This is a genomic window from Pandoraea terrigena, assembly GCF_902459705.1.
Taxonomy (GTDB): Bacteria; Pseudomonadota; Gammaproteobacteria; order Burkholderiales; family Burkholderiaceae; genus Pandoraea; species Pandoraea terrigena.
On the sequence record NZ_CABPRU010000017.1, the window covers coordinates 73,126 to 93,742 of the forward strand.

A 20,617-nucleotide genomic window follows, 5' to 3' on the forward strand; every position below is an offset into this window, starting at 1 on the left:
TGGCGCCACCGCTGCCTATTTTTCGAGCCATCGACCATGTACGAGTCCGACATCACCCAATTCATCAAGCAACTGAAGGCTGAGAAGCCGACGCTGGAAGCGGAGCAACGCCAAGGTCGCGCCCTGCTGTGGGACAAGCAGCCGATCGACATGGACGAGCGTCGCCAGGCCCAGCAGTCGCGTGTGGCCCAGCAGCCTTACGTTTACCTGGGCGAGTAAGTCGCCGCCACCCGGCCGAGTCCCGTCTTGAATCCGAGTCCGCCCGACGATCCGTCGCAGGCGTCCGAGCCGATCAGCGACATCGCGCCGGTGACTGCGCACGTCGATACGACGCCGCCAGCGGCACCGGACGCAGCGGACGCCACCGAGGCATCGGCGCCCCCGCCGCGCCCGGCCGATCAGCCGACGACGGAACTGCCCGCGCCGCAGAACGGCGAGGACTCCACGCCCGACACGGTCGACGGCGTGGCGCGTGCTCGCCTGTACGGCGAGCCGCTCTTCGCCCTGCCGAACGACCTGTACATTCCGCCGGATGCGCTCGAGATCTTTCTCGAAGCCTTCGAAGGCCCGCTCGACTTGTTGCTGTATCTGATCCGCAAGCAGAACTTCAACGTGCTCGACATTCCGATGGCGCAGGTCACGAAGCAGTACCTGCTCTACGTCGACCAAATCCGCAGGACCAACCTCGAACTCGCGTCCGAGTATCTGCTCATGGCCGCGATGCTCATCGAGATCAAGTCGCGCATGCTGCTGCCGGTCAAGAAGGCCGACACCGGCGAGGAAGCCGAGGACCCACGCGCGGAACTCGTGCGCCGCCTGCTTGAATACGAGCAGATGAAGCTCGCCGCGCAGAAGATCGATACGCTGCCGGTGCTCGGCCGCGACTTCCTGCGCTCGCAGGTCTATATCGAGCAAAGCCTGCAGCCGCGCTTCCCCGAGGTCGACGCCGAGGACCTGCGTGCCGCGTGGGCCGAAGTGCTGCGCCGGGCCAAGCTCGTGCAGCATCACAAGATCTCGCGCGAAGCGTTGTCCGTGCGCGAGCACATGAGCCAGATTCTGCGACGCTTGCAAGGCGCACGCTTCATGGAGTTCACCGAACTCTTCGACGTCACGCGCGGCGTGCCGGTCGTCGTGGTCAACTTCGTCGCCATGCTCGAACTCTCGCGTGAGTCATTGCTGGAGATCACCCAGGCCGAGCCGTTTGCGCCGATCTATGTCCGTCTGACCTACTCGCCCAACTGAGCGCCCACTGAGCGCGCGGGGAAACCTCGGGGCGGCGGGATTCCGCCATGCGAGCGCGGTTTTGCGCACGCCCGCCGAGATTTCCTCTACAATCGCCCGGACGTTTTGGCGGCCACGCCCTTGCCAGACAAGGCGCGCGCCACGCCTGGACGTAACACACACGTACGCCAAGCACGGAACCTCAATGAAAGTCATCCCCTCGATTCACGAACTGCGCGACCAACTGCGCGGACAGAATCGCATTGCCTTCGTGCCCACGATGGGCAACCTGCATGATGGACATCTGTCGCTCATGCGACTGGCGCGCCAGCACGGCGACCCGGTCGTTGCGAGCATTTTCGTGAACCGCCTGCAATTCGGGCCGAACGAAGACTTCGACAAGTATCCGCGCACGATGGCCGACGACGTCGAGAAGCTCACGCGCGAGAACGTCTATGTGCTGTTTTCGCCCGACGAAAAGGAGATGTATCCGGAGCCGCAGGAATACCGCGTCGAGCCGCCCCACGACCTGGGAGACATTCTCGAAGGCGAGTTCCGCCCCGGTTTCTTCACGGGCGTGTGCACGGTCGTCACCAAGCTGTTCTCGTGCGTGCTGCCGCGCGTGGCCGTGTTCGGCAAAAAGGATTACCAGCAACTGATGATCGTGCGCAGCATGTGCCGTCAGTTCGCACTACCGATCGAAATCATCGCCGCCGAAACGGTGCGCGCCGACGACGGCCTGGCGCTGTCCTCGCGCAACCGCTACCTGTCGGACGCCGAGCGCGCCGAGGCACCGCAGCTCTATCGTTTGCTGGGCGAGGTTCGCGACGCGGTGAACGACGGCAAGACGGACTACGCCGCACTCGAAGCGGCGGCCATGCAGACGCTGACCGAGCGCGGCTGGAAGCCGGATTACGTGGCGATTCGTCAACGTGCCAACCTGCGCGTGCCGGCACCGGGCGCCGCCCCCGCCGAGAGCCTCGTGGTGCTCTCCGCAGCCAGGCTCGGGGCCACGCGCCTCATCGACAATCTCGAAATCTGAGCGCCGGGCACGCCGCACACGGTCGGATGACCGGTGCCGCGTGCTCCCGACACAAGCCGCGCGTGCCGGTTGCACGCGCATCTTTCGTCGCGCCGCTTGCGCGACACCGCAACACTAGAGGCAAGCCATGTACCGCACCATGCTCAAGTCGAAGATCCACCGCGCCACCGTGACGCATTGCGAATTGCATTACGAAGGCTCGTGCGCGATCGACGAGAACCTGCTCGAAGCCTCGGGCCTTGTCGAAAATGAGCAAATCGACATCTTCAACGTCAATAACGGCGAGCGCTTCACGACCTATGCCATTCGCGGCGAGCGCGGCAGCGGCATGATTTCGCTCAATGGCGCCGCGGCCCGCCGCGCGCAACTGGGCGACGTCGTCATCATCGTGTCGTACGCGCAGGTCGAGGAACAGGCCGTGCTGGCCGGGTTCAAGCCCAAGCTGGTGTTCGTTGACGAGAAGAACGAGCAGAAGGGCGAGCGCGACCACGTGCCGCTGCAAGCCTGGGAAGAGACGCGCGCCTTCGAGGCCGCGCAAGCGGCCAAGTAAGGCGGCGCGTCAACGCGACGCGATGAACGCCGTAATGCCCTCCCATTGCGGCAGATCGCGTTCGACGCGTCCCGGCGCCACATCCCACAGCGTGAGGCCGTGCGCGGCGAGCTGCACGTAGTTCTGCGTGTTGCGCAACATGCCGAGTACCGGCAGGCCTGCCTCCTCGCAGTAGCGCGAGAGCTGGTCGGCCGCGCGGGTGCGGGCATCGACCCGCATGCCGACGACGCCGATGCGCACATCCCCCTGGCGCACCGCCCGCACCTCGCCCAGCGTCTGCAGGAAGTCACGCGTGGCGAGGATATCGAAGATCGACGGCTGCAACGGCACCAACACGTGGTCGGCCAGCTTCAGGATCGAATCGAGCCGCTTGCCGTGCAGGCTGGCCGGCGTATCGAGCACCGCGTGGGTCGTGCCCTTGGGCGGGCGGGCGATCTCGTTGTGATCAACATCCCAGGTGGCGATCGAACGCAGTCCGGGCGGGCGCAAGTCCAGCCAGGCCCGCGACGACTGCTGCCGGTCGGTATCGCCCAGCATCACGGCGTGGCCCTGCGCGGCCAGATAGCCCGCCAGATTCGTAGCCAGCGTGCTCTTGCCCACGCCCCCTTTCGGATTCGCCACCACAATCACCGGCATTGCAGACTCCCCTAGGTCGATTTGCCGTTCATCTTACAACGGCTGGATGGCGGCCTTGCGTCAGTCAAACCGCGTCGCGCATTAGCGCAGGCACGCCCACACGCGCGTCAGATCCAGGTGCGCCGCCAGCGAATCCGCCAGCCGATCGAGCGACGCCTCGCGCAATACGTTGTAGTCCTGCGCCTCGACATCACGGGCACCGGCCCAGGTCAATAGCGCATGCAGGGCCTGCGGCGTATCGAACAGGCCATGCAGATACGTGCCCATCACCTGATCGTCGGCCGAGCGGGCACCGTCAGCGCGATCGGTCCCGTCAGACACTGAAGACACGTCAGACACGTCAGACACTGAAGACACGTCAGACGCCTCGCCCGCCAACCAGACGGCCGGTCGTTCGAGCGCCGCCCCATGCGTCACGCCCATGTGAATCTCGTAGCCGCTCACCGGGGCATCGCCGACGCTCAGGCGTCCCGCCACGAGACGGAGCTGCTTTTGCGGCTGCATCGTGGTCTCGATGTCCAGCCAGCCGAGGCCAGCGGTCGTCCCCGCCTCGCCTTCGAGCCCGAGCGGGTCGTGAATCGCCGTCCCGAGCATTTGCAAGCCACCGCAGATGCCGAGCACCTTGCCGCCGTAGCGCAGATGCCGGGCCATCGCCGGCGCCCAGCCCTGCGCGCGCAGCCAGGCCAGATCGTCCCGCACGTGCTTGCTGCCGGGCAGGATCACGAGATCGCTGTCGGGCCACGGCTCGCCCGCGCCGACGTAGCGAAAGTCGACCTGCGGATGCGCCCGCAAAGCGTCGAAATCGGTGTGATTGCTGATGCGCGGCAAGGCCGGCACCGCGACGCGCAAACGGATCTCGCCGCGCGCGGCCGAATGGCGCTCGCCGGGCAGCATGTCCTCGCCGTCCAGATGCAGGCCATGAAGATAGGGCAGCACGCCCAGCACCGGAATGCCGGTGCGCGCCTCCAGCCATTCAAGTCCGCTGGTCAGCAGCGACGGATCGCCGCGAAACCGATTGATGATGAAGCCCTTGATGCGCGCGCGCTCGCTGTCCGACAGGCACGCTAGCGTGCCAAGCAGTTGCGCGAACACCCCCCCTCGGTCGATGTCGGCGACGAGCAGCACCGGCGCGTCGACGGCTTCGGCAAACCCCATGTTGGCAATGTCGCGCGCACGCAGGTTCACCTCGGCCGGACTGCCTGCCCCTTCGACGAGCACCGCGTCGTAGCCGGTGCGCAAACGCGCGTAGGCAGCCAGCACGGCGGCCATCGCACGCGGTTTGTACGCGTGATAGGCGCGCGCGTCGAGATCCGCTACGACGGCGCCGCCGATGATGACCTGTGCGCCGCGGTCGCTGCTCGGCTTGAGCAGCACCGGATTGAAGTCGGTGTGCGGCGCGATGCCGGCCGCCTGGGCCTGCAGCGCCTGAGCGCGCCCGATCTCGCCGCCGTCGGCGGTCACGGCGCTGTTGAGCGCCATATTCTGCGGCTTGAAGGGCGCCACGCGCACGCCTTCGCGATAGAGCAGGCGGCACAGCGCGGCGACCACCGTGCTCTTGCCCGCGTCCGAGGACGTGCCCTGGATCATCAGGGTGCCCCGGTGGGCGCCTGTGGACGCACCGAAATTGACAGGGATTTCACTCATGACAAGGATTATCGCATCGGGCCCTCGTACAATATCGCCCATGAGTGCCCTCGACCTGACTTTCGTGCTGGGTGGTGCCCGCTCCGGCAAGAGTGCGTTCGCCGAACGTCTTGCCGGACAGAGCGGCCTGCCGGTCACCTACGTCGCCACCGCCACGGTGGGTGACGACCCCGAGATGCGCGCGCGCATTGCACATCATCGCGCGAGCCGTCCGGCGCACTGGCCTACCGTGGAAGTCGCTCGCGACCTCGCGGGGACGTTGCGCGACATCGCCCGCGATGGGCATTGCGTGCTGGTCGACTGCCTGCCGCTCTGGCTGGCCGGGTGGCTCTGTCCGCCCGACGATCATCCCGAAGGGCCCGCCAGCGATGCGCAATGGCATGACGTCGTCGACGCGCTCGAGCGCACGCTCGACGTGCTGCCCGGCAAGATCGTCATCGTCAGCAATGAAATCGGACTCGGCGTGATCCCGATGGGTGCGCTCACCCGGCGCTATGTCGATGCGCTGGGCCGTCTGAACCAGCGCGTCGCGGCGCGCGCCCCGCAAGTGCGTTTTGTCGTCGCCGGCGTGCCGATGGCCGTCAAAGGATAATCGCCGATGCTCACCGACATCGCCCCCGAATCGCTCTGGCTCGCCGCCCTGATCGGCGTACTGCTCGACGCCTGGCTTGGCGAACCACGCCGATGGCATCCACTGGTCGGGTTCGGCTACATCGCCAATGGCGTCGAAGCGTGGCTCAACGCCCCCGGCATCCAGGACAAGCCGGTCAGCGCCATGACGCGCGGCGCGTGGGCGTGGGCGATCATGCTGGTACTGCCCGTGCTGGTCGCCTGGGCGCTGACGTTCTTGCCCGGCTGGGGCGGCATCGTCTGGCAAGCCCTCGCGTTGTACGCCGCCCTGGGGGCGCGCAGCCTGCGCGAGCACGTGATGCCCATCGCCCAGGCGCTGCGCAACGGGGATCTGGCACAAGCGCGCGCCCTGACCGCTCGCATCGTTTCGCGCGACACCGAGGACGCGAGCGCCTCCGATCTCGCGCGCGCAACGGTGGAGTCGACGCTGGAGAACGGCAACGACGCCATCTTCGGCGCGCTGTTCTGGTTCGCCATCGCGGGGGCGCCCGGCGTCGTTCTGTTCCGGCTGGCGAACACGCTCGACGCCATGTGGGGCTATCGCTCCGACACGTTTCTGTACTTTGGCCGACCGGCCGCGCGCATCGACGACATCCTCAACTGGATTCCGGCACGGTTGACGGCCGCAAGCTACGCGATCTTCGGCGACGTCGCCCGGGCCATCGAGTGCTGGCGCACGCAGGCCGGCGCATGGTCCAGCCCCAACGCCGGTCCGGTGATGGCCGCCGGGGCGGGCAGTCTCGGTGTCCAGTTGGGCGGGCCTGCCCGCTATCATGGCGAGTGGGAGGCACGCCCGGCGCTGGGCTGCGGTATGGCACCCTCGGCGCAGCATATCAAGGCCGCGTGGCGGCTCATCTCGCGCGCGATGTGGATGTGGCTGATCGTCAGCGGTGCGCTGGCGCTCTTCGCGGCCTCACTGGCCGATGCCGTGCCGGGGGGAATGGTGTGAGCGTGGTGGCAATCTCCGCGCCGTGCGTGCCACCCGTGCCGCGCCACGGCGGTAATCTTGGCGAAGCCATCCTGCGATTTGGCCGCCCCCGCGAAGACTGGCTCGATCTGTCCACCGGCATCAATCCGAACGGCTATCCCGTACCGACACCTCCCGCGAGCATCTGGCGCGACTTGCCCGATGTCGTCGACGACCTGCGCGACGTGGCGGCGCGATACTATGGCGCGCCCGCCCAGGCCGTGGTGCCGTGCGCCGGGTCGCAGGCCGTTATCCGTGCCTTGCCCGCGCTGCTACCGCCGGGCCGCGTCGCCGTCGCCTCGCTCACCTACAGCGAGTACGCACCGGCCTTCGCGCAAGCCGGGCATACGCTTGTACCGTGGCTGGGGCCTGAGGCCGGATTGCCCGACGTCGACACCCTCGTTTGGGTCAATCCCGACAATCCAACGGCGCGATGCGTGTCGCATGAGACCCTCTCACGATGGCAATGCTCGCTGGCCGAACGCGGCGGGGTGTTGATCGTCGACGAGGCGTTTGCGGACGTCTCGCCGCAGGCATCGATGGCGCCTCACGCGGGCGAAGACGGCCTCGTCGTGCTGCGCTCCGTCGGCAAGTTCTTTGGGCTGGCGGGCATTCGCGCGGGCTTCGCGCTGTGTGCAGAGGGGTTGGCAACGCGCCTTGCCGAACGTCTCGGGCCCTGGACGGTCAGCGGCCCGGCAGGATTCGCTGTCCAAACTGCCTTGCGAGATACGGCGTGGCAAGCCGCGACACGCGAACGTTTGTTGCGGGATGGCGAGCGGCTACGCACACTGTTGCAAACGTATGGTTGGCCTGCGCAGGGCACCCCCCTCTTTGCATGGACACCGCATGCGATGGCGCCGCGGTGGCACGAGCAACTGGCGGCGCGGGGCATCTGGACTCGCCTGTTCGATGCGCACCCTGTGACACTCGCGAACGGCGGGACGCAGGTCCTGCCGAGCCTTCGTCTTGGCCTGCCGTCGACCGAGCACGAGTGGCAACGACTCCGGTCAGCACTGGCCGGCTCGCCCCCCGAATAACATTTTCGGGAACTGCAAAAGTCAGGGGCCGTCCAAAGTCTTCGTAACGCTCCCGAAGGGTCACCTCAAGCGTGCTTACCTCGTATCGAACGACGTGGGAGGCGTACCCTTTTCGTTACAAATTGAAGCATTTCTGCAACAAATGCACACAGTCATCGCCGAAGCGCGCCGTTAGACTGAAGGTTCTTTCGCAAGGGCTTTTCCCCGATAAAAGGACGACCAAATGAATAAACTGCCTCTGTTGCTCGCTACCCTCCTGACCGCTGCTGTCGTGACCGTCGGTTGTACGAAGAAGGAAGACCAAACGGCCGCGCCGGCCGCCGACACCTCGGCATCGGCACCGGCGGCAGACAATGCCGCACCGGCCAGCGATGCAGGCGCTGCCATGAGCGCTCCGGCATCGGACGCAGGTGCCGCCGCCCCGGCCCCCGCCTCCAACTAAGGCTGCCAACCGGTTGGCCGGACGCTGCTGCGCGCGCCGTGCCGTTGCAGGACGCGGCCGTCCAGCCGAGGCCCGCAGTCAAGCGCCGGTAACGCCCTGACAACGCGTCAGCGACCGCGCCCCCTGAACGCTCCGGCGTCAGGGGGCGCGGTCGTTTCAACGTGTGGCGCGATGTGCCGCAAGGTGTCCGGCGATGCTTCGGGCGATACGTCTGGCGAGGCGCTCTTGAACGCGTCCCGTTATTTGACCAACGTCACACCGCCATCGATCACGCCGTAGGCTTGCACCTTGCTCGTGCCAGCCGCGCCACGCCCCGCGCTCGAACTGCCGTTTGCGTCCGGTGCCGCGCAGGCACCGAGCATTGTCGCCAGGGCGAGCGCCAGCGCGCTCATCGTTCCGATATTTCGCTTCACGACATCCACTCCTCGAATCCCGCGCGCACGGGCCGCGCGTATGGGCCTGAAAATGGCCTGAAAATGGCCTGACGCATTCTGACCTGTCGCGTCACGCATCGTTCGACCTCTCCTGGGTAGCATCGGTTCGCCGGGGCAAACGCGCCCCCTTGTCGCGACGCCGCAACCCGCAGAGAATGGCGAGTCGGCACGCAGGCCCCCGCGTCTTCGCGACGCTGCGCCGTCGCCGCCGGATGCCCTCCAACCCCTCAGTCGCTCGCCCAGATGCCGCTCAATCTCCCGGCCATGCACCATCTTCGTCGTCTTCGCCTTGTTTCGCGCTTTCGGCCATCTCCGCGCTTTCCGCGAATTCGCCGTCATGGACTCGCCCTGGCCGCCGCCTGTCTCGCCGCGTTCAGCGCGCACGCCGCGATCTCCGTCAAGGATGACGCCGGTGCCACGGTCACCCTCGCGGCCCCGGCCCAGCGCGTGGTGAGCCTCTCCCCGCACGCGACCGAACTGCTGTTTGCAGCTGGCGCGGGCGACAAGGTCGTCGGCGTGGTCGCCTATTCCGATTACCCCGAGGCCGCGCGTCACCTGCCGCGCGTCGGCGACAACAGCGCGCTCGATCTCGAACGCATTCTCGCGCTCAAACCCGACCTGCTCGTCGTGTGGCGCCATGGGAACTCACAGCGTCAGGTCGAAGCACTGAGACAGTTGAAACTGCCGATCTTCTATTCCGAGCCAAAGCACTTGACGGATCTGCCCGCAGCGATCGAGACGCTGGGCACGTTAACGGGAACGCCCGCCAAAGCGCAAGCGTCGGCACAAGCCTTTCGTGCGCGTTACGACGCGCTGCGCAAACAGTATGCATCTCGCGCCCCGGTAAAGGTCTTCTATCAGGTATGGACGCAACCGCTCATGACACTGAACGGCAAGCATATGGTGAGCGACGTGATCCGGCTGTGCGGCGGTGTGAATGTTTTCGCCGACGAGGCGCCGCTCGTGCCCCGCGTGTCCGTCGAAGCGGTGCTGGCGAAACAGCCGGAAGCGATGTTCACGGCGACCCCCGGCGCAACGACCGCCGCCAAGCCGCTCGCCACGCTCGATGCCTGGCGCAAGTGGCCGCAGTTGCCTGCCGTGGCGCACAACAACCTGTTTGGCATCGACGGCGACCTCATCAACCGGCCCGGCCCGCGTATTCTCGACGGCGCGCGAACGATGTGCGAGGACCTCGACATCGTTCGCGCGCGTCGCCAAACGGCCGCGCAGTGACGCGGTAGCAAGGCCGTGGCGACGGCATAGCGCCATCACGCGATGGTTCGGAGAACCGACGGCTTACGCGTTCCAGCGAATCAATCGCGCGTGACCGTCGTCGGCGACGTGAAGGTGGCACAGGGCGCCGAAGTCGAGCGCCCACGTCAGGCATGCCGTCGTCGGCATGCGCAGCGCCGTTGCCGTGTGCAGCCGGATCGGCCCGGCGTGGGCGACGGCCACATGCACGTCTTCGGCGGCGCACGCCACGTCGCGCAACCCCCTCGCCCACGCGGCCATGCGCAACACGATGTCGCGTGCCGACTCACCACCAGGCGGCGCGAATCCGTTGATGTCGCGTGCCCACGCATCGAGGTCGTTCCGCTCGAGGGTGTCCCAAGGCCGCATCTCCCACGCACCGAAGTCCATCTCGGCGAGACGGACATCTTCCGTCACCGGCAAGCCGAACGACGCCGCCAACGCATCGGCCGCGCATCGTGCGCGCTGCAACGGGCTGCTGTAAATCGCCGCTGGCGTGCGCCCCTCGAGTTGCGCCACGAGTCTGGCCTGCATCGCGGCGACACACGTATCGAAGCGTGCCGCATCGACCCGCAGATCGGTCCGGCCGTAACAAACGGTCGACGCAACGTCGGGCGGCGGATGCCGCATCAGGATTAGATCCATGCGCACACCGTGAGATACAACGCGAGTTCGCCGAGTTGTTGCGCGAAGCCGAGCGTGTCGCCGGTGTAGCCACCGAGGCGCCGGCGTAGATAACGGATGAAGCCCGCGCGCAGCGCGATCAGTACCACGGCGCCCGACACGCCAGCACGCCAGTCGGGCCACGCCCACCACGGCACGCTGCACGCCACGCCGAACAGCAGCGCACTCATGCGCAAACGCTGCGCGACCGGCTTGGCCTTGCCTTCCGGACGAACATAATCGAGCGAGCGCAGCAGACTGATTGCCATGCTGCGGCTGGCCGCGTGGGCGCCGATCAGCACGACGGCAAAGCCGCCCCACCCGGCTGCCGCCTGAATGTCGACGAGCGCCTGCCACTTGACGGCAAGCGCCAGCCACAACGCCACCGCACCATAGGTACCGATGCGCGAGTCGTGCATGATCTCCAATGCGCGCTCGCGCGTGAACGCGCCGCCGAGCGCGTCGACCGAATCGGCCAGCCCGTCCTCGTGAAACGCGCCCGTGAGCAGCACGCTCACGGCCAATCCCAAGGCGATCGCGAGGGCCGGCGACCACAACAGGCCCATCGCCACCGTCAACAACGCGACCAGCGCGCCGACGAACACGCCAACGAGGGGGAAATACCGCGTCGCGGCATTGAGTTGCTCGGGCGAGTACCCGACCCACGGCGGAATCGGCACCCGTGTGAAGAACCCGAGCGCGGTCAGGAAAAGCCGCACCTGTCCCCGAATGCCCCCGAAGGTTTCTGGGAAGGCCCCTTCATGCGCCGACCGATCCTGCGTCACCCAAGCGCGCGACGGCGCGTCGCCATCTTGCGCGGGGCGCGAGGGATCGGGGGACGAGGGGTTCATTGCCCGGTCGCCTCGCGATCGCTCACGCCCGCGCCGTCGAACGTTGCCATCTCGCGCAGGAACGCGGCGGCGGCCTGGATGAGCGGCATCGCGAGCGCGGCGCCCGTGCCCTCTCCGAGACGCAGGCCCAGTTGCAGCAGCGGCGTCGCCCCGAGGATGTCGAGCATGGCGCGATGGCCGGTTTCGTCCGATGCGTGGGCGAAGACGCAATAGTCGAGCACGGCCGGCGACACGCGCGCCGCCACCAGCAGTGCCGAGGTGCTGATGAAGCCGTCCACCACGATGACGAGCCCCAACTTCGCGGCCGCGAGATACGCGCCGGTCATCATCGCGATCTCGAAGCCGCCGAAGGTGGCGAGCGTCTCCAGCGGGTCCGGCATCTCGTTCGCCGTGTGCGGATACGCCGCCAGCGCGCGTTCGAGCGTGGCGGCCTTGCGCGCGAGACCCGCGTCGTCGACACCGGTGCCGCGCCCGACACATGCCGCCAGCGGCAGACCGCTCAGACGCTGCATCAGACACGCCGCCGACGACGTGTTGCCGATGCCCATCTCGCCGAAGCCGATCATGCGCGTGCCACGCGAGGCGTGCGCACCGACGCGCGCCGCCCCGGCCGCGAGCGCCGTTTCGAGCTGCTCGCGTGTCATGGCGGGGGCCTCGAGGAAGTTCTGCGTGCCGCGTGCCACGGGAATGTCGACGAGCGAGGCATGCAGCGCCTGCGATGAGAAATCGGCCGCAACGCCCGCGTTCACGACTTCAAGCTCGATGCCGTGCGTGCGGCAGAACACGTTGATGGCGGCGCCGCCGCGCAGGAAGTTATGCACCATCTGCGCGGTAACGGCCTGCGGATACGGACTCACACCCGCGGCGACGATGCCGTGATCGCCCGCAAACACCAGCATGGCCGGGCGCGCGAGATCGGGGGTGGCGCTCTGCTGAATCCGGCCGACCTGGTGGGCCACGCGCTCGAGTGCGCCGAGGCTACCGGGCGGCTTTGTCTTGATATCGATGGCATGCGTGAGCGACGCGTCCATCGCCGTGGCCGGCGCGGCAATGTCGAAGAGTTCGGCGAGCAAGGGGCTGAGAGCATTCATACGGGGACGTCCTGGAACAATGCGGCGTTGATTACATTTCCACGCCGGCCTGCGCGCGGATGCCCTGGGCAAACGCGTGCTTGACCGGCGTCATATCGGTCACGGTGTCGGCCGCGTCGATGAGCGCTTGCGGCGCACCGCGGCCGGTAATCACCACGTGTTGCATCGCGGGCCGCGCCTGCAAATCGGCGATCACGGTGTTCACGTCGAGATAACCGAGCTTGAGGGCAATGTTGAGCTCGTCGAACAGCACCAGGGCGAACGACGGGTCACGCAACATCCGGCGTGCTTGCTCCCAGGCCGCTTCGGCCTTCGCGATATCGCGCGTGCGGTCCTGGGTCTCCCAGGTGTAGCCCTCGCCCATCACGTAAAACTCGCACTCCGACGGAAAGCGACGCAGGAAAGTCTCCTCCCCGGTCGGGATCGCGCCCTTGATGAACTGCACCACGCCCGTCTTCATCCCGTGCCCCATCGCGCGCACGACCATGCCGAAGCCGGAACTCGATTTGCCCTTGCCGTTGCCGGTCGTGATGACGATCACGCCGCAGTCACGCTGGGCCTGTGCGATTTTGTCGTCGACGACCTCCTTCTTGCGCGCCATGCGAGCGCGGTGGCGCTCGTTGCGCCCGTCGTCGGCGTCCGATTGGGATTGGGATTGCGGCGATTCTTGCGTCATGAACAGCACCTGTCAAAAGCGAGCGTGCGGCGCGGGACGGCCGCACGCGGGTGAAAGTGTACGCCGGCGAGTCGTGGCGTCATGCGCGCCACTCACGTGCGGCGCGCGGGCACGAGGGCCTCGTCGTCGCCGTCGCGAATGAGGCGCAGCGGATACCCGAAGGCATGGCTGCAATGCTCGGCGCTGAGTATGTCGCGCACCGGTCCGGCGCGCCATCCGCCCCGGCCGTCAAGCAGCAGCGCGTGCGTGGCGAAGCGACGCGCCAGATTCAAATCGTGGCAGGAGAAAATAACGGCGGCATCGTCGCTTTCGGCATGGCGCCCGAGTCGCTCCAGCGCGTCGATCTGGTGGTGCAGATCGAGATGCGAGACCGGTTCGTCGAGCAGCAGCAACGGCGTGGCCTGCGCCAGCACGGCGGCCAGCGATACGCGCTGGCGCTCGCCGCCCGAGAGCGTGGTGACGTCGCGTGCGGCGAAGCCCTCGAGACCGACCTGCGCGAGCGCGGTCATGGCGGCGGCGACGTCGTCGTCCGACTCCCACGCGCCCCAACGGCCTTGCGCCAGATACGGATGACGGCCCGCCAGCACGACTTCGAGCGCGCTGGCGCCGAAGGCGTCGCGTGTCTGTTGCGGCATCAGCGCGCGCACCTTCGCCAGGGACGCCGGACGCCACTGCGCCAGTGCCTTGCCGCCGATCGTCACACGGCCGCTGGCGGTGAGGGGCGCGTGCCGCGGCGGCGTGTCGTCGACGGGGCGCAGCCCCGCGAGCGTGCCGAGCAACGTCGTCTTGCCCGCGCCGTTGGGTCCGGCCAGGCACCAGCATTCGCCCGGCGCCACCACGAGATCGAGCCCATCGACCAGCACCCGCTCGGCGGCGCGCAGTGTCAGCGCATGGGTTTGCAACAGCGGAGCGCTCATCGGATGGCCCGCCGGGAAAGCAGCCACAGGAAGACCGGTACGCCGATCATCGCCGTGATGACGCCGACAGGCAGTTGTGTCGGTGCAATGATAGTGCGCGCCACCAGATCGGCCAGCATCAATAGCGCCCCGCCCCCGAGCGCTGCCGCCGGGAGCAGCATGCGCTGATCATTGCCGAAACGCAGGCGCAGGATGTGCGGTACGACGAGACCGACGAAGCCGATGCTGCCCGCGGTGGTCACCGCCACGGCCGTCGCCAGCGACGCCGCCAGGTAGATACGGGCACGCAGCGGGCCGACGGCCACGCCCACGCCCTGCGCCACCGCTTCGCCGCGCAACAATACGTTCAGGCGATGCGCCACCGGGCACACGATGAGCAGCGTCGCCGCGAGCGCGACCAGCGGCAGCCAGGCGCCGTCGACACCGTTCAGATCACCCGTGAGCCAGAACAGCATGCCGCGCAGGCTCGCGTCGGGCGCGAGCGTAAGAATGAGGGTGGCAAGCGCGCCGAAGCCAGCGGCCATCATCACGCCGGTCAACAATAATTGGGGACTGCTGTCTCGATCGTCGGGCCGCAGGAAGCTGCGGTGCGAGAGCGCCATCACGAGGGCGATGGCGGCAAGCGCACCGACGAAGGCGCTCGCCTGCACCCAGAAAAAGGGCAGCATGAGCGCCAGCGAAGCCAGCGCGGCCACGCCCGCGCCACCGGAAATGCCCAGCACGTAAGGGTCGGCCAGCGGGTTGCGCAACAGGGTCTGCATCAGCGTGCCCGCGACCGCGAGCAGGCCGCCACAGGCGAACGCCGCGAGTGCGCGCGGCAGACGCAAACGCCAGACCACATCGCCCGCGAGGCCGGCGTCATGACCGAGCAGCAGCGTGCCGATCTCGCGCAGCGAGACGGGCACGCTCCCCAGCATGAGCGACGCCACGAGAATGACCAGTGCCACACCGGCCAGTCCCGTCCATATGGCGAGGGCGCGACGCAACGTCATGCGGCGTTCCGCCCTGCGCAGGCGTCGTTAGAACTGCTTCCAGCCGAGCGAGACGTAGATCGCGCGCCCAAGGGTGTTGTAGCCATAGACCGTCTGGTATTGCTTGTTGAAGACGTTGTCGAGGTGCGCCGAAACGTACCAGGATTTGTCGATATCGTAGCGTGCCTGGAGATTCAGGAGCGTGTAGGCGCCGAGATGCTGGCCGCCCGTATCGTAACGCTCGCCACTGTAGAACATATCGCCGCCAACGGTGAACTTGTCGAATGTCTTCGACAGGCCGACTGAACCGAACTGCCTGGCGCGACGCGCGAGTTGCTTGTCGGCATCCAGATCGGTCGGGTTCTGGCGCGTGAACGACGCGCGCAGGTCCACGCCGAAGAACGGACGGCCGGCGTAGGTCAACTCAAGCCCTTCGACACGCGCTTTTGCGACGTTCGCAGCAGTGTACGGATACACCGTCAGCGACTGGATCAGGTTCGTGTAGTGGGTCTGGAACCCCGTCAGCTTGACCAGCCCAAGCCGCTCGCCACCGTTGAACTGGACGGCGAGCTCCTTCGAGATCGAGCGCTCCGGCTGCAGGTTCCGATTGCCGTAGCCCGGGTAGAACAACTCATTGAAGGTCGGCGCGCGGAAGCCGTCGGAAGCATTGGCCATGACCTTCCAGCGGTTCGTCAACTGGTAGCCGTAGCCCAGCCAGTAGCTGTTCGCTCCGCCGAAATCGGAATACACGTCGCGTCGTACGTTGGCCTGAATCTGATGCTTGCCGAACCAGCCTTCATATCCTACGTAGCCCGAATCGAGATGACGGTTGTTGCGGTCGTAGTTCGTGTTGCTCTCGACCGTCTGCTCCAGGCGCGTGTAGCCGGCGATCAGCTTCTGATCCGGCATGAACGCATATTCGTTGGCCCAGTCGATCTGGTTGCTCGACGTATGGAAGTTGCCGTTACCGTTGCCGTTCAGGTAGTTGTAGCTGTAGTCGTCGCCCTGTGTGACGGTGACGCGTGTCTTCCACTTGTCGGTGACGTTGCCCTTCGCGTAGCCGGAGATCTGACGCACACGGGCGTCGGTGTCGTTCAGGTCGGAGGGCTTGCCGTAGGCGTTGTCGTAGCTGCTGCTGCCATCGCTCTGGAACAGGCGCGCGCCAACCTCCCACGTATCGCCGACCTTGCGCGAGAGCGTTGCACTCACGCTGGTGTTGTCGTCGCCGTTACGGTTGGGGTTGACCTTCGGGGCGAAGCGCGGGTCCTGCGCCGAGATGCCGTTGGTGTGAAACCGCGAGACATCGAGCGAGAAGCGCGTCTTGCCATCGTCGAACGAACCCGCGATACCGGCGTTGGCCTGTGTCGTGTTGTTCGTGCCATAGCCCACTTCGGCGTAGGCGCGCGGTGGGCCGTCATGGCCCTTGCGCGTGAAGATCTGGATCACGCCACCGACGGCCTGCGAACCGTACAGCGCGGAAACGTTGCCGCGCACGATCTCGATGCGGTCGATTTGCGACACCGGGATCTGGGCGATGTTGGTCGTGCCGGTCGTGGCCGCATTGACGGGCACGCCGTCGATGAGCACGAGCGACGCGTTCGATGCCGCACCGCGCATGAAGACGCTGGCCGACGTGCCGAAGCCCCCGTTCTGCACGATCTCCACGCCAGCCTGCCCGCGCAGCAGCGTCGGCAGATCCTGCGCCTGACTGCGTTCGATGTCTTCGCGCGTGATGACCGACGTGGCGGCCAGCGTGTCCGTCAGCATCTGCTCGGTGCGCGAGGCCGTGACAACGGTCGCCTTGAGCTGGACGGCAGTGGCGTTAGCGGTCGCGGCGTTGTCCGTCGCCGGTGTCGATGCGGTATCGACGGACTGGGCCGACTGGGCATGGGCGCCGATGCTGGCGGCCAGCAGGGCCACCGCGAAGGCAATACGATGCCGGACGGAAACAACGGTGGCGGGCGCCGAAATAGCGCGGCTGGTGTGGATAGTGCGGGGCAAGGCAGGCGCGTGCAGCGCCATCGCGCGAACGTGGGTGCGCATGGTCGGGTGTGGCTTCCGTAGTTTTTTTATTGCCTAGGCCCGTTCCCCCGCAGGCCGCTGGCGCACGGGGAGCGCCGGTGACACGTCACGGATGCAAAGCATCGACACATGAAAACGACGATAGCCCGCCCCCGGCTGCGCCGGAAGGCATGGCGTTTCCCCACTCACTCAGGCCGGTATCCGGGCTGGTCATCGTGGCGCCTGACCGGCCTTCCCGCGAGCGGATGGCTCGCAGTGGCGATGGAGGTGAAGCGCGTTTTCGGAAACCTTTCGGGCCGAAAGAATGACTTACCGTTGCGGGGGCAGCACAGGTTGGCCAGCCCGTGTGGGGACGCGGCTCCCTGTTTCCCGTTTAACTGCGCATGCCGGGGAGGCGTGCGCGAGCACCGAAGTGCCGCAAGTGTAGGGGCCATTCGAACGAGCGTCAATGCTCATTCGTCGGGCATTGGCCGCCGATTCCGTTAGAATGTAGGGCAATCAAGAGGACGCAGCCCAATGCTCACCGATCTCGACAATCTCACCGATAAAATTGAACAGTTGGTTGCGATCAGCCAACGTTTTCATCAACACAACCAGGCGCTGCTCGCCGAACTCGATCGCGCGCGTGTCGAATGCGACGACACCCGCACTGCCATCGAGCAATTACGGGCCGAGCGCGACGCCCTGCGTCTGCAGCGCGATCAACTCGCCGCCAAGATCGACGAGGCGCAGGTTCGCCTGAACGCCATTCTGGAAAAGCTCCCGACGCAGAACGCCACTGAAGGTCAAATGGATCTGCTCGGCACCCCCGGTGGAGAAAACGCATGACGATCAAGCAGCTTGAAGTCAATATTCTGGAACAGTCGTACCGCCTCGCCTGCCCGCCGGAGCACGAGGCCGACCTGCTGTCCGCCGTGTCGCGCGTCGATGCCGAGATGAGCAAGGTTCGTGCGCAAAGCAACGTGCGCGGCACCGACCGGATTGCCGTCATGGCAGCCTTGAGTCTGGCATCCGAATTGCTTGCTCTGGAAAAAAGTATTGCGGCGGGACAAGCATTCCCCGCAGAAGAAATTCAGAGTAGAATGCATCGCATGAACGAACGATTAAGCGCAGTGATCGATCAGTATCAAAGCTGAAAATTCACGGGCTGCCGTTTGATTCAAAAGGTTAGTTTTCCCTGCCTGGTTCGCGAAAGTCATAGATTCCTTGAACCAATGATCTGTTGCAGGTTGCGGAAGTTTGTAGTGCTGGTGTGATCGTCACTCCGTCTGATGAACCCGAAGCGTTACTAACCGCGACCACCTTGAACCTCACGGTTCAGGATGCCGGCTTAGCGGCTGAGGCGGGGACCCATACACGGCACTGCACTTGCAGTGCCGTTTTTTTTGCCTGTCGCTTTCGTATCGAAAATGCGTTCGCGCAAAAAAGAAAGCGGCCCGCAGGCCGCTTCCTCTGAGTCGCATCACACCGGCGCGACAGGTCGATCAGAACTGCGCTTCATTCAATGACAGCGCTGACGCCGCCCCTTCGGTAATCGTCTGCGCGAGCCCCGGGGCGCGTGTGAGGAAGTGATCCGCAAAGAAGCGCGCAGTCCCGACCTTGGCATCGTAGAACGACGGATCCTGATCGCGCAGTTTCTGCGCGGCCAGCAACGCACGGCCCATCTGCCAGCCGCCCAGCACGATACCGGCGAGCGTCAGGTACGGCACACTGCCCGCGAACACCGCGTTCGCATTGTCTTGTGTGTTAGCGACCACGTAGTCGACCACCATCGACAGCGCTTCACGCCCCTTCGCCAGACGTTCCGCCACAGCCTGGCCTACGCCGCCCAGCGCGCGCAGTTCGTTTTCCGTCACCATGATCTGCTCGCACAACGCGCGCGCCACGGCCCCGCCGTCGCGCACCGTCTTGCGGCCAATCAGATCGTTCGCCTGGATCGCCGTCGTGCCTTCGTAGATCGGCAGGATGCGGGCGTCGCGGTAGTACTGCGCCGCGCCCGTCTCTTCGATGAAACCCATGCCGCCGTGCACCTGCACGCCCAGGCTCGTCACCTCCAGCGACATCTCGGTGCTCCAGCCCTTGACGATCGGCACGAGGAATTCGTACACGGCCTGTGCGCGTTTGCGCTCGGCGGGGTCGGCCGCGTGATGACCGATATCGGCCTGCGCTGCCGCCACGTAGGCAAGGGCACGCGCGCCTTCGGTCAGCGCGCGCATCGTCATGAGCATGCGCTTGACGTCCGGGTGATGAATGATGGCCACGGCGTCGCGCGATGAGCCATCCACCGGGCGGCTTTGCAGACGTTCGCGGGCGTACGCCACGGCATGCTGATACGCACGCTCGGCGATCGCCACGCCTTGCATGCCCACTGCGAAGCGCGCCGCGTTCATCATGATGAACATGTATTCGAGGCCGCGATTCTCCTCGCCGACAAGGTAGCCCGTTGCCCCGCCGTGGTCACCGAATTGCAGCACCGCCGTCGGGCTTGCCTTGATGCCGAGCTTGTGTTCGATGGACACACAGTGCACGTCGTTGCGCGCCCCGAGGTTGCCCTCGGCGTCGACGTTGAACTTCGGCACGATGAACAGCGAAATGCCCTTCACACCCGGGGGCGCATCGGGAGTGCGCGCAAGCACGAGATGCACGATGTTCTCGGCCATGTCGTGTTCGCCGAACGTAATGAAAATCTTCGTGCCGAAGACGCGGTACGTACCGTCGGCGTCGCGCTCGGCGCGCGTGCGCACCATCGCGAGATCGGAACCCGCTTGCGGCTCGGTCAGGTTCATCGTGCCGGTCCACTCGCCCGAGAGCAGCTTCGGGACATAAAGCGCGCATTGCGCCTCGGTGCCCGCGGTGAGCAGCGCTTCGACAGCGCCGTCGGTCAGCAGCGGGCACAATGCGAACGACAGGTTCGCGGCATTGAGCATTTCCGTACACGGCGTGGCGACGAGCTTCGGCAGTCCTTGACCGCCGAACGCCTGCGGATGCAGCACGCCCTGCCAGCCGGCGTCGGAGAACTGACGAAACGCCTCCTTGAAGCCCGGCGTGGTCGTGACGACACCGTCCTTCCATGTGCTCGGCTGCTGATCGCCGATGACGTTCAGCGGCGCCAGCACTGCCTGATTGAAACGCGCCGCTTCCTCGAGCACAGCCTGCGCGAGTTCGGGCGAGGTGTCCTCATAGCCCGGCAGCGCCGAAATGCTCGTCAGGTCCGCCAGTTCGTTCATCACGAACTGCATGTCCTTGATCGGGGCCTGATAACTCATGTCGTTCCTCCAACGAATTCCGGTTGCCGGTGGATGATGGCAAATGCCGGTGTGCTTAGGATGTTTTTATGTTTTTGTTTGACCGATTCGCATGAAGACACCGCACCGTCGCCGGCCAGCCTCCTCATGCGGATCGGCTGCGGGAGAGAACCCCGCAGCCTCACCTCAAGACACGCTTACAGCGCGCTCGTCAGCTCCGGCACCACGGTGAACAGATCGCCCACCAGGCCGTAATCCGCCACCGAGAATATCGGCGCTTCCGGATCCTTGTTGATCGCCACGATCACCTTCGAATCCTTCATCCCC

General features: G+C 66.1%; 22 protein-coding genes, 1 other RNA gene, 1 pseudogene and 1 riboswitch. Of the genes and pseudogenes, 12 read left to right on the forward strand and 12 right to left on the reverse strand.

Features of this window, described 5'->3' with window-relative positions; genetic code table 11:
- Positions 1-36: 36 nt before the first annotated feature.
- From PTE31013_RS23540 to panD, 4 genes are all read left to right on the forward strand, one after another.
- Positions 37-219, forward strand: coding sequence for a DUF3460 family protein (locus tag PTE31013_RS23540; RefSeq protein ID WP_150615064.1), 183 nt, complete (start codon positions 37-39; stop codon positions 217-219).
- Between the two features lie 90 nt (positions 220-309).
- Positions 310-1,242, forward strand: coding sequence for a segregation and condensation protein A (locus PTE31013_RS23545; protein WP_425495594.1), 933 nt, complete (start codon positions 310-312; stop codon positions 1,240-1,242).
- Between the two features lie 184 nt (positions 1,243-1,426).
- Entirely contained in the window at positions 1,427-2,263 is an 837-nt protein-coding gene (gene panC / locus PTE31013_RS23550) for a pantoate--beta-alanine ligase (protein WP_150615065.1), read from the forward strand.
- A 127-nt stretch (positions 2,264-2,390) separates the two neighbouring features.
- Positions 2,391-2,813, forward strand: a complete 423-nt coding sequence (panD, locus tag PTE31013_RS23555; RefSeq protein ID WP_150615066.1) for an aspartate 1-decarboxylase — start codon at positions 2,391-2,393, stop codon at positions 2,811-2,813.
- Between the two features lie 9 nt (positions 2,814-2,822).
- On the opposite strand, the gene PTE31013_RS23560 is transcribed toward panD, so the two are convergent.
- Positions 2,823-3,449, reverse strand: a complete 627-nt coding sequence (locus tag PTE31013_RS23560; protein WP_150615067.1) for a ParA family protein — start codon at positions 3,447-3,449, stop codon at positions 2,823-2,825.
- An 81-nt stretch (positions 3,450-3,530) separates the two neighbouring features.
- Complete coding sequence (locus PTE31013_RS23565; RefSeq protein ID WP_150615068.1) at positions 3,531-5,093, reverse strand: cobyric acid synthase; 1,563 nt, start codon at positions 5,091-5,093, stop codon at positions 3,531-3,533.
- A 40-nt stretch (positions 5,094-5,133) separates the two neighbouring features.
- Here PTE31013_RS23565 and cobU point away from each other — a divergent pair, with 40 nt between their 5' ends.
- The 4 genes from cobU (at position 5,134) to PTE31013_RS23585 (ending at position 8,169) form a co-directional block, all read left to right on the forward strand.
- A complete protein-coding gene (cobU, locus tag PTE31013_RS23570; RefSeq protein ID WP_150615069.1) occupies positions 5,134-5,685 on the forward strand; it encodes a bifunctional adenosylcobinamide kinase/adenosylcobinamide-phosphate guanylyltransferase in 552 nt (183 codons plus the stop codon).
- 6 nt (positions 5,686-5,691) lie between these two features.
- Complete coding sequence (gene cbiB, locus PTE31013_RS23575; RefSeq protein ID WP_150615070.1) at positions 5,692-6,672, forward strand: adenosylcobinamide-phosphate synthase CbiB; 981 nt, start codon at positions 5,692-5,694, stop codon at positions 6,670-6,672.
- Positions 6,673-6,674: 2 nt separating this feature from the next.
- A complete protein-coding gene (gene cobD, locus PTE31013_RS23580) occupies positions 6,675-7,727 on the forward strand; it encodes a threonine-phosphate decarboxylase CobD (RefSeq protein WP_246174889.1) in 1,053 nt (350 codons plus the stop codon).
- Between the two features lie 223 nt (positions 7,728-7,950).
- Positions 7,951-8,169: a hypothetical protein gene (locus PTE31013_RS23585; protein WP_150615072.1), complete on the forward strand. Its 219-nt coding sequence runs from the start codon at positions 7,951-7,953 to the stop codon at positions 8,167-8,169.
- Between the two features lie 239 nt (positions 8,170-8,408).
- Here the strand turns inward: PTE31013_RS23585 and PTE31013_RS24975 are convergent, their stop codons facing one another.
- On the reverse strand, positions 8,409-8,582 hold the full coding sequence (locus PTE31013_RS24975) for a hypothetical protein (RefSeq protein ID WP_174978703.1): 174 nt from the start codon (positions 8,580-8,582) through the stop codon (positions 8,409-8,411).
- Between the two features lie 264 nt (positions 8,583-8,846).
- Here PTE31013_RS24975 and PTE31013_RS23590 point away from each other — a divergent pair, with 264 nt between their 5' ends.
- Positions 8,847-9,836, forward strand: a complete 990-nt coding sequence (locus PTE31013_RS23590) for a cobalamin-binding protein (RefSeq protein ID WP_150615073.1) — start codon at positions 8,847-8,849, stop codon at positions 9,834-9,836.
- 63 nt (positions 9,837-9,899) lie between these two features.
- Here PTE31013_RS23590 and PTE31013_RS23595 read toward each other — a convergent pair whose 3' ends face one another.
- The 7 genes from PTE31013_RS23595 to PTE31013_RS23625 all read right to left on the reverse strand — a co-directional run bounded on the left by PTE31013_RS23595 (position 9,900) and on the right by PTE31013_RS23625 (position 17,066).
- Positions 9,900-10,499, reverse strand: a complete 600-nt coding sequence (locus PTE31013_RS23595; RefSeq protein ID WP_150615074.1) for a histidine phosphatase family protein — start codon at positions 10,497-10,499, stop codon at positions 9,900-9,902.
- Complete coding sequence (locus PTE31013_RS23600) at positions 10,490-11,368, reverse strand: adenosylcobinamide-GDP ribazoletransferase (protein ID WP_246174891.1); 879 nt, start codon at positions 11,366-11,368, stop codon at positions 10,490-10,492. Before PTE31013_RS23600 ends, PTE31013_RS23595 begins: the two co-directional genes overlap by 10 nt.
- Positions 11,365-12,459 (reverse strand): nicotinate-nucleotide--dimethylbenzimidazole phosphoribosyltransferase, encoded by a 1,095-nt coding sequence (gene cobT, locus PTE31013_RS23605; RefSeq protein ID WP_150615075.1) that lies wholly within the window; start codon positions 12,457-12,459, stop codon positions 11,365-11,367. Before cobT ends, PTE31013_RS23600 begins: the two co-directional genes overlap by 4 nt.
- A 31-nt stretch (positions 12,460-12,490) precedes the next feature.
- A complete protein-coding gene (gene cobO / locus PTE31013_RS23610) occupies positions 12,491-13,135 on the reverse strand; it encodes a cob(I)yrinic acid a,c-diamide adenosyltransferase (protein WP_150615076.1) in 645 nt (214 codons plus the stop codon).
- Positions 13,136-13,227: 92 nt separating this feature from the next.
- On the reverse strand, positions 13,228-14,052 hold the full coding sequence (locus tag PTE31013_RS23615) for an ABC transporter ATP-binding protein (protein ID WP_150615077.1): 825 nt from the start codon (positions 14,050-14,052) through the stop codon (positions 13,228-13,230).
- Positions 14,049-15,044 carry a FecCD family ABC transporter permease gene (locus PTE31013_RS23620; protein ID WP_150615078.1) on the reverse strand — a complete coding sequence of 332 codons (996 nt, stop codon included), beginning with the start codon at positions 15,042-15,044 and terminating at the stop codon, positions 14,049-14,051. Before PTE31013_RS23620 ends, PTE31013_RS23615 begins: the two co-directional genes overlap by 4 nt.
- A gap of 27 nt (positions 15,045-15,071) precedes the next feature.
- Complete coding sequence (locus PTE31013_RS23625; protein WP_150615079.1) at positions 15,072-17,066, reverse strand: TonB-dependent receptor domain-containing protein; 1,995 nt, start codon at positions 17,064-17,066, stop codon at positions 15,072-15,074.
- A 154-nt stretch (positions 17,067-17,220) separates the two neighbouring features.
- Positions 17,221-17,472, reverse strand: a riboswitch (cobalamin riboswitch).
- Positions 17,473-17,561: 89 nt separating this feature from the next.
- Here PTE31013_RS23625 and PTE31013_RS23630 point away from each other — a divergent pair.
- The 3 genes from PTE31013_RS23630 to ssrS all read left to right on the forward strand — a co-directional run bounded on the left by PTE31013_RS23630 (position 17,562) and on the right by ssrS (position 18,398).
- Complete coding sequence (locus PTE31013_RS23630; RefSeq protein WP_150615080.1) at positions 17,562-17,873, forward strand: ATPase; 312 nt, start codon at positions 17,562-17,564, stop codon at positions 17,871-17,873.
- Complete coding sequence (locus PTE31013_RS23635; protein ID WP_150615081.1) at positions 17,870-18,181, forward strand: cell division protein ZapA; 312 nt, start codon at positions 17,870-17,872, stop codon at positions 18,179-18,181. Before PTE31013_RS23630 ends, PTE31013_RS23635 begins: the two co-directional genes overlap by 4 nt.
- A gap of 35 nt (positions 18,182-18,216) precedes the next feature.
- A non-coding RNA gene (gene ssrS, locus PTE31013_RS23640) (6S RNA) lies at positions 18,217-18,398 on the forward strand.
- Positions 18,399-18,529: 131 nt separating this feature from the next.
- Here ssrS and PTE31013_RS23645 read toward each other — a convergent pair.
- Positions 18,530-20,311, reverse strand: coding sequence for an acyl-CoA dehydrogenase (locus PTE31013_RS23645; RefSeq protein ID WP_150615082.1), 1,782 nt, complete (start codon positions 20,309-20,311; stop codon positions 18,530-18,532).
- 176 nt (positions 20,312-20,487) lie between these two features.
- Positions 20,488-20,617, reverse strand: a pseudogene (locus tag PTE31013_RS23650) (electron transfer flavoprotein subunit alpha/FixB family protein); the annotation flags it as partial.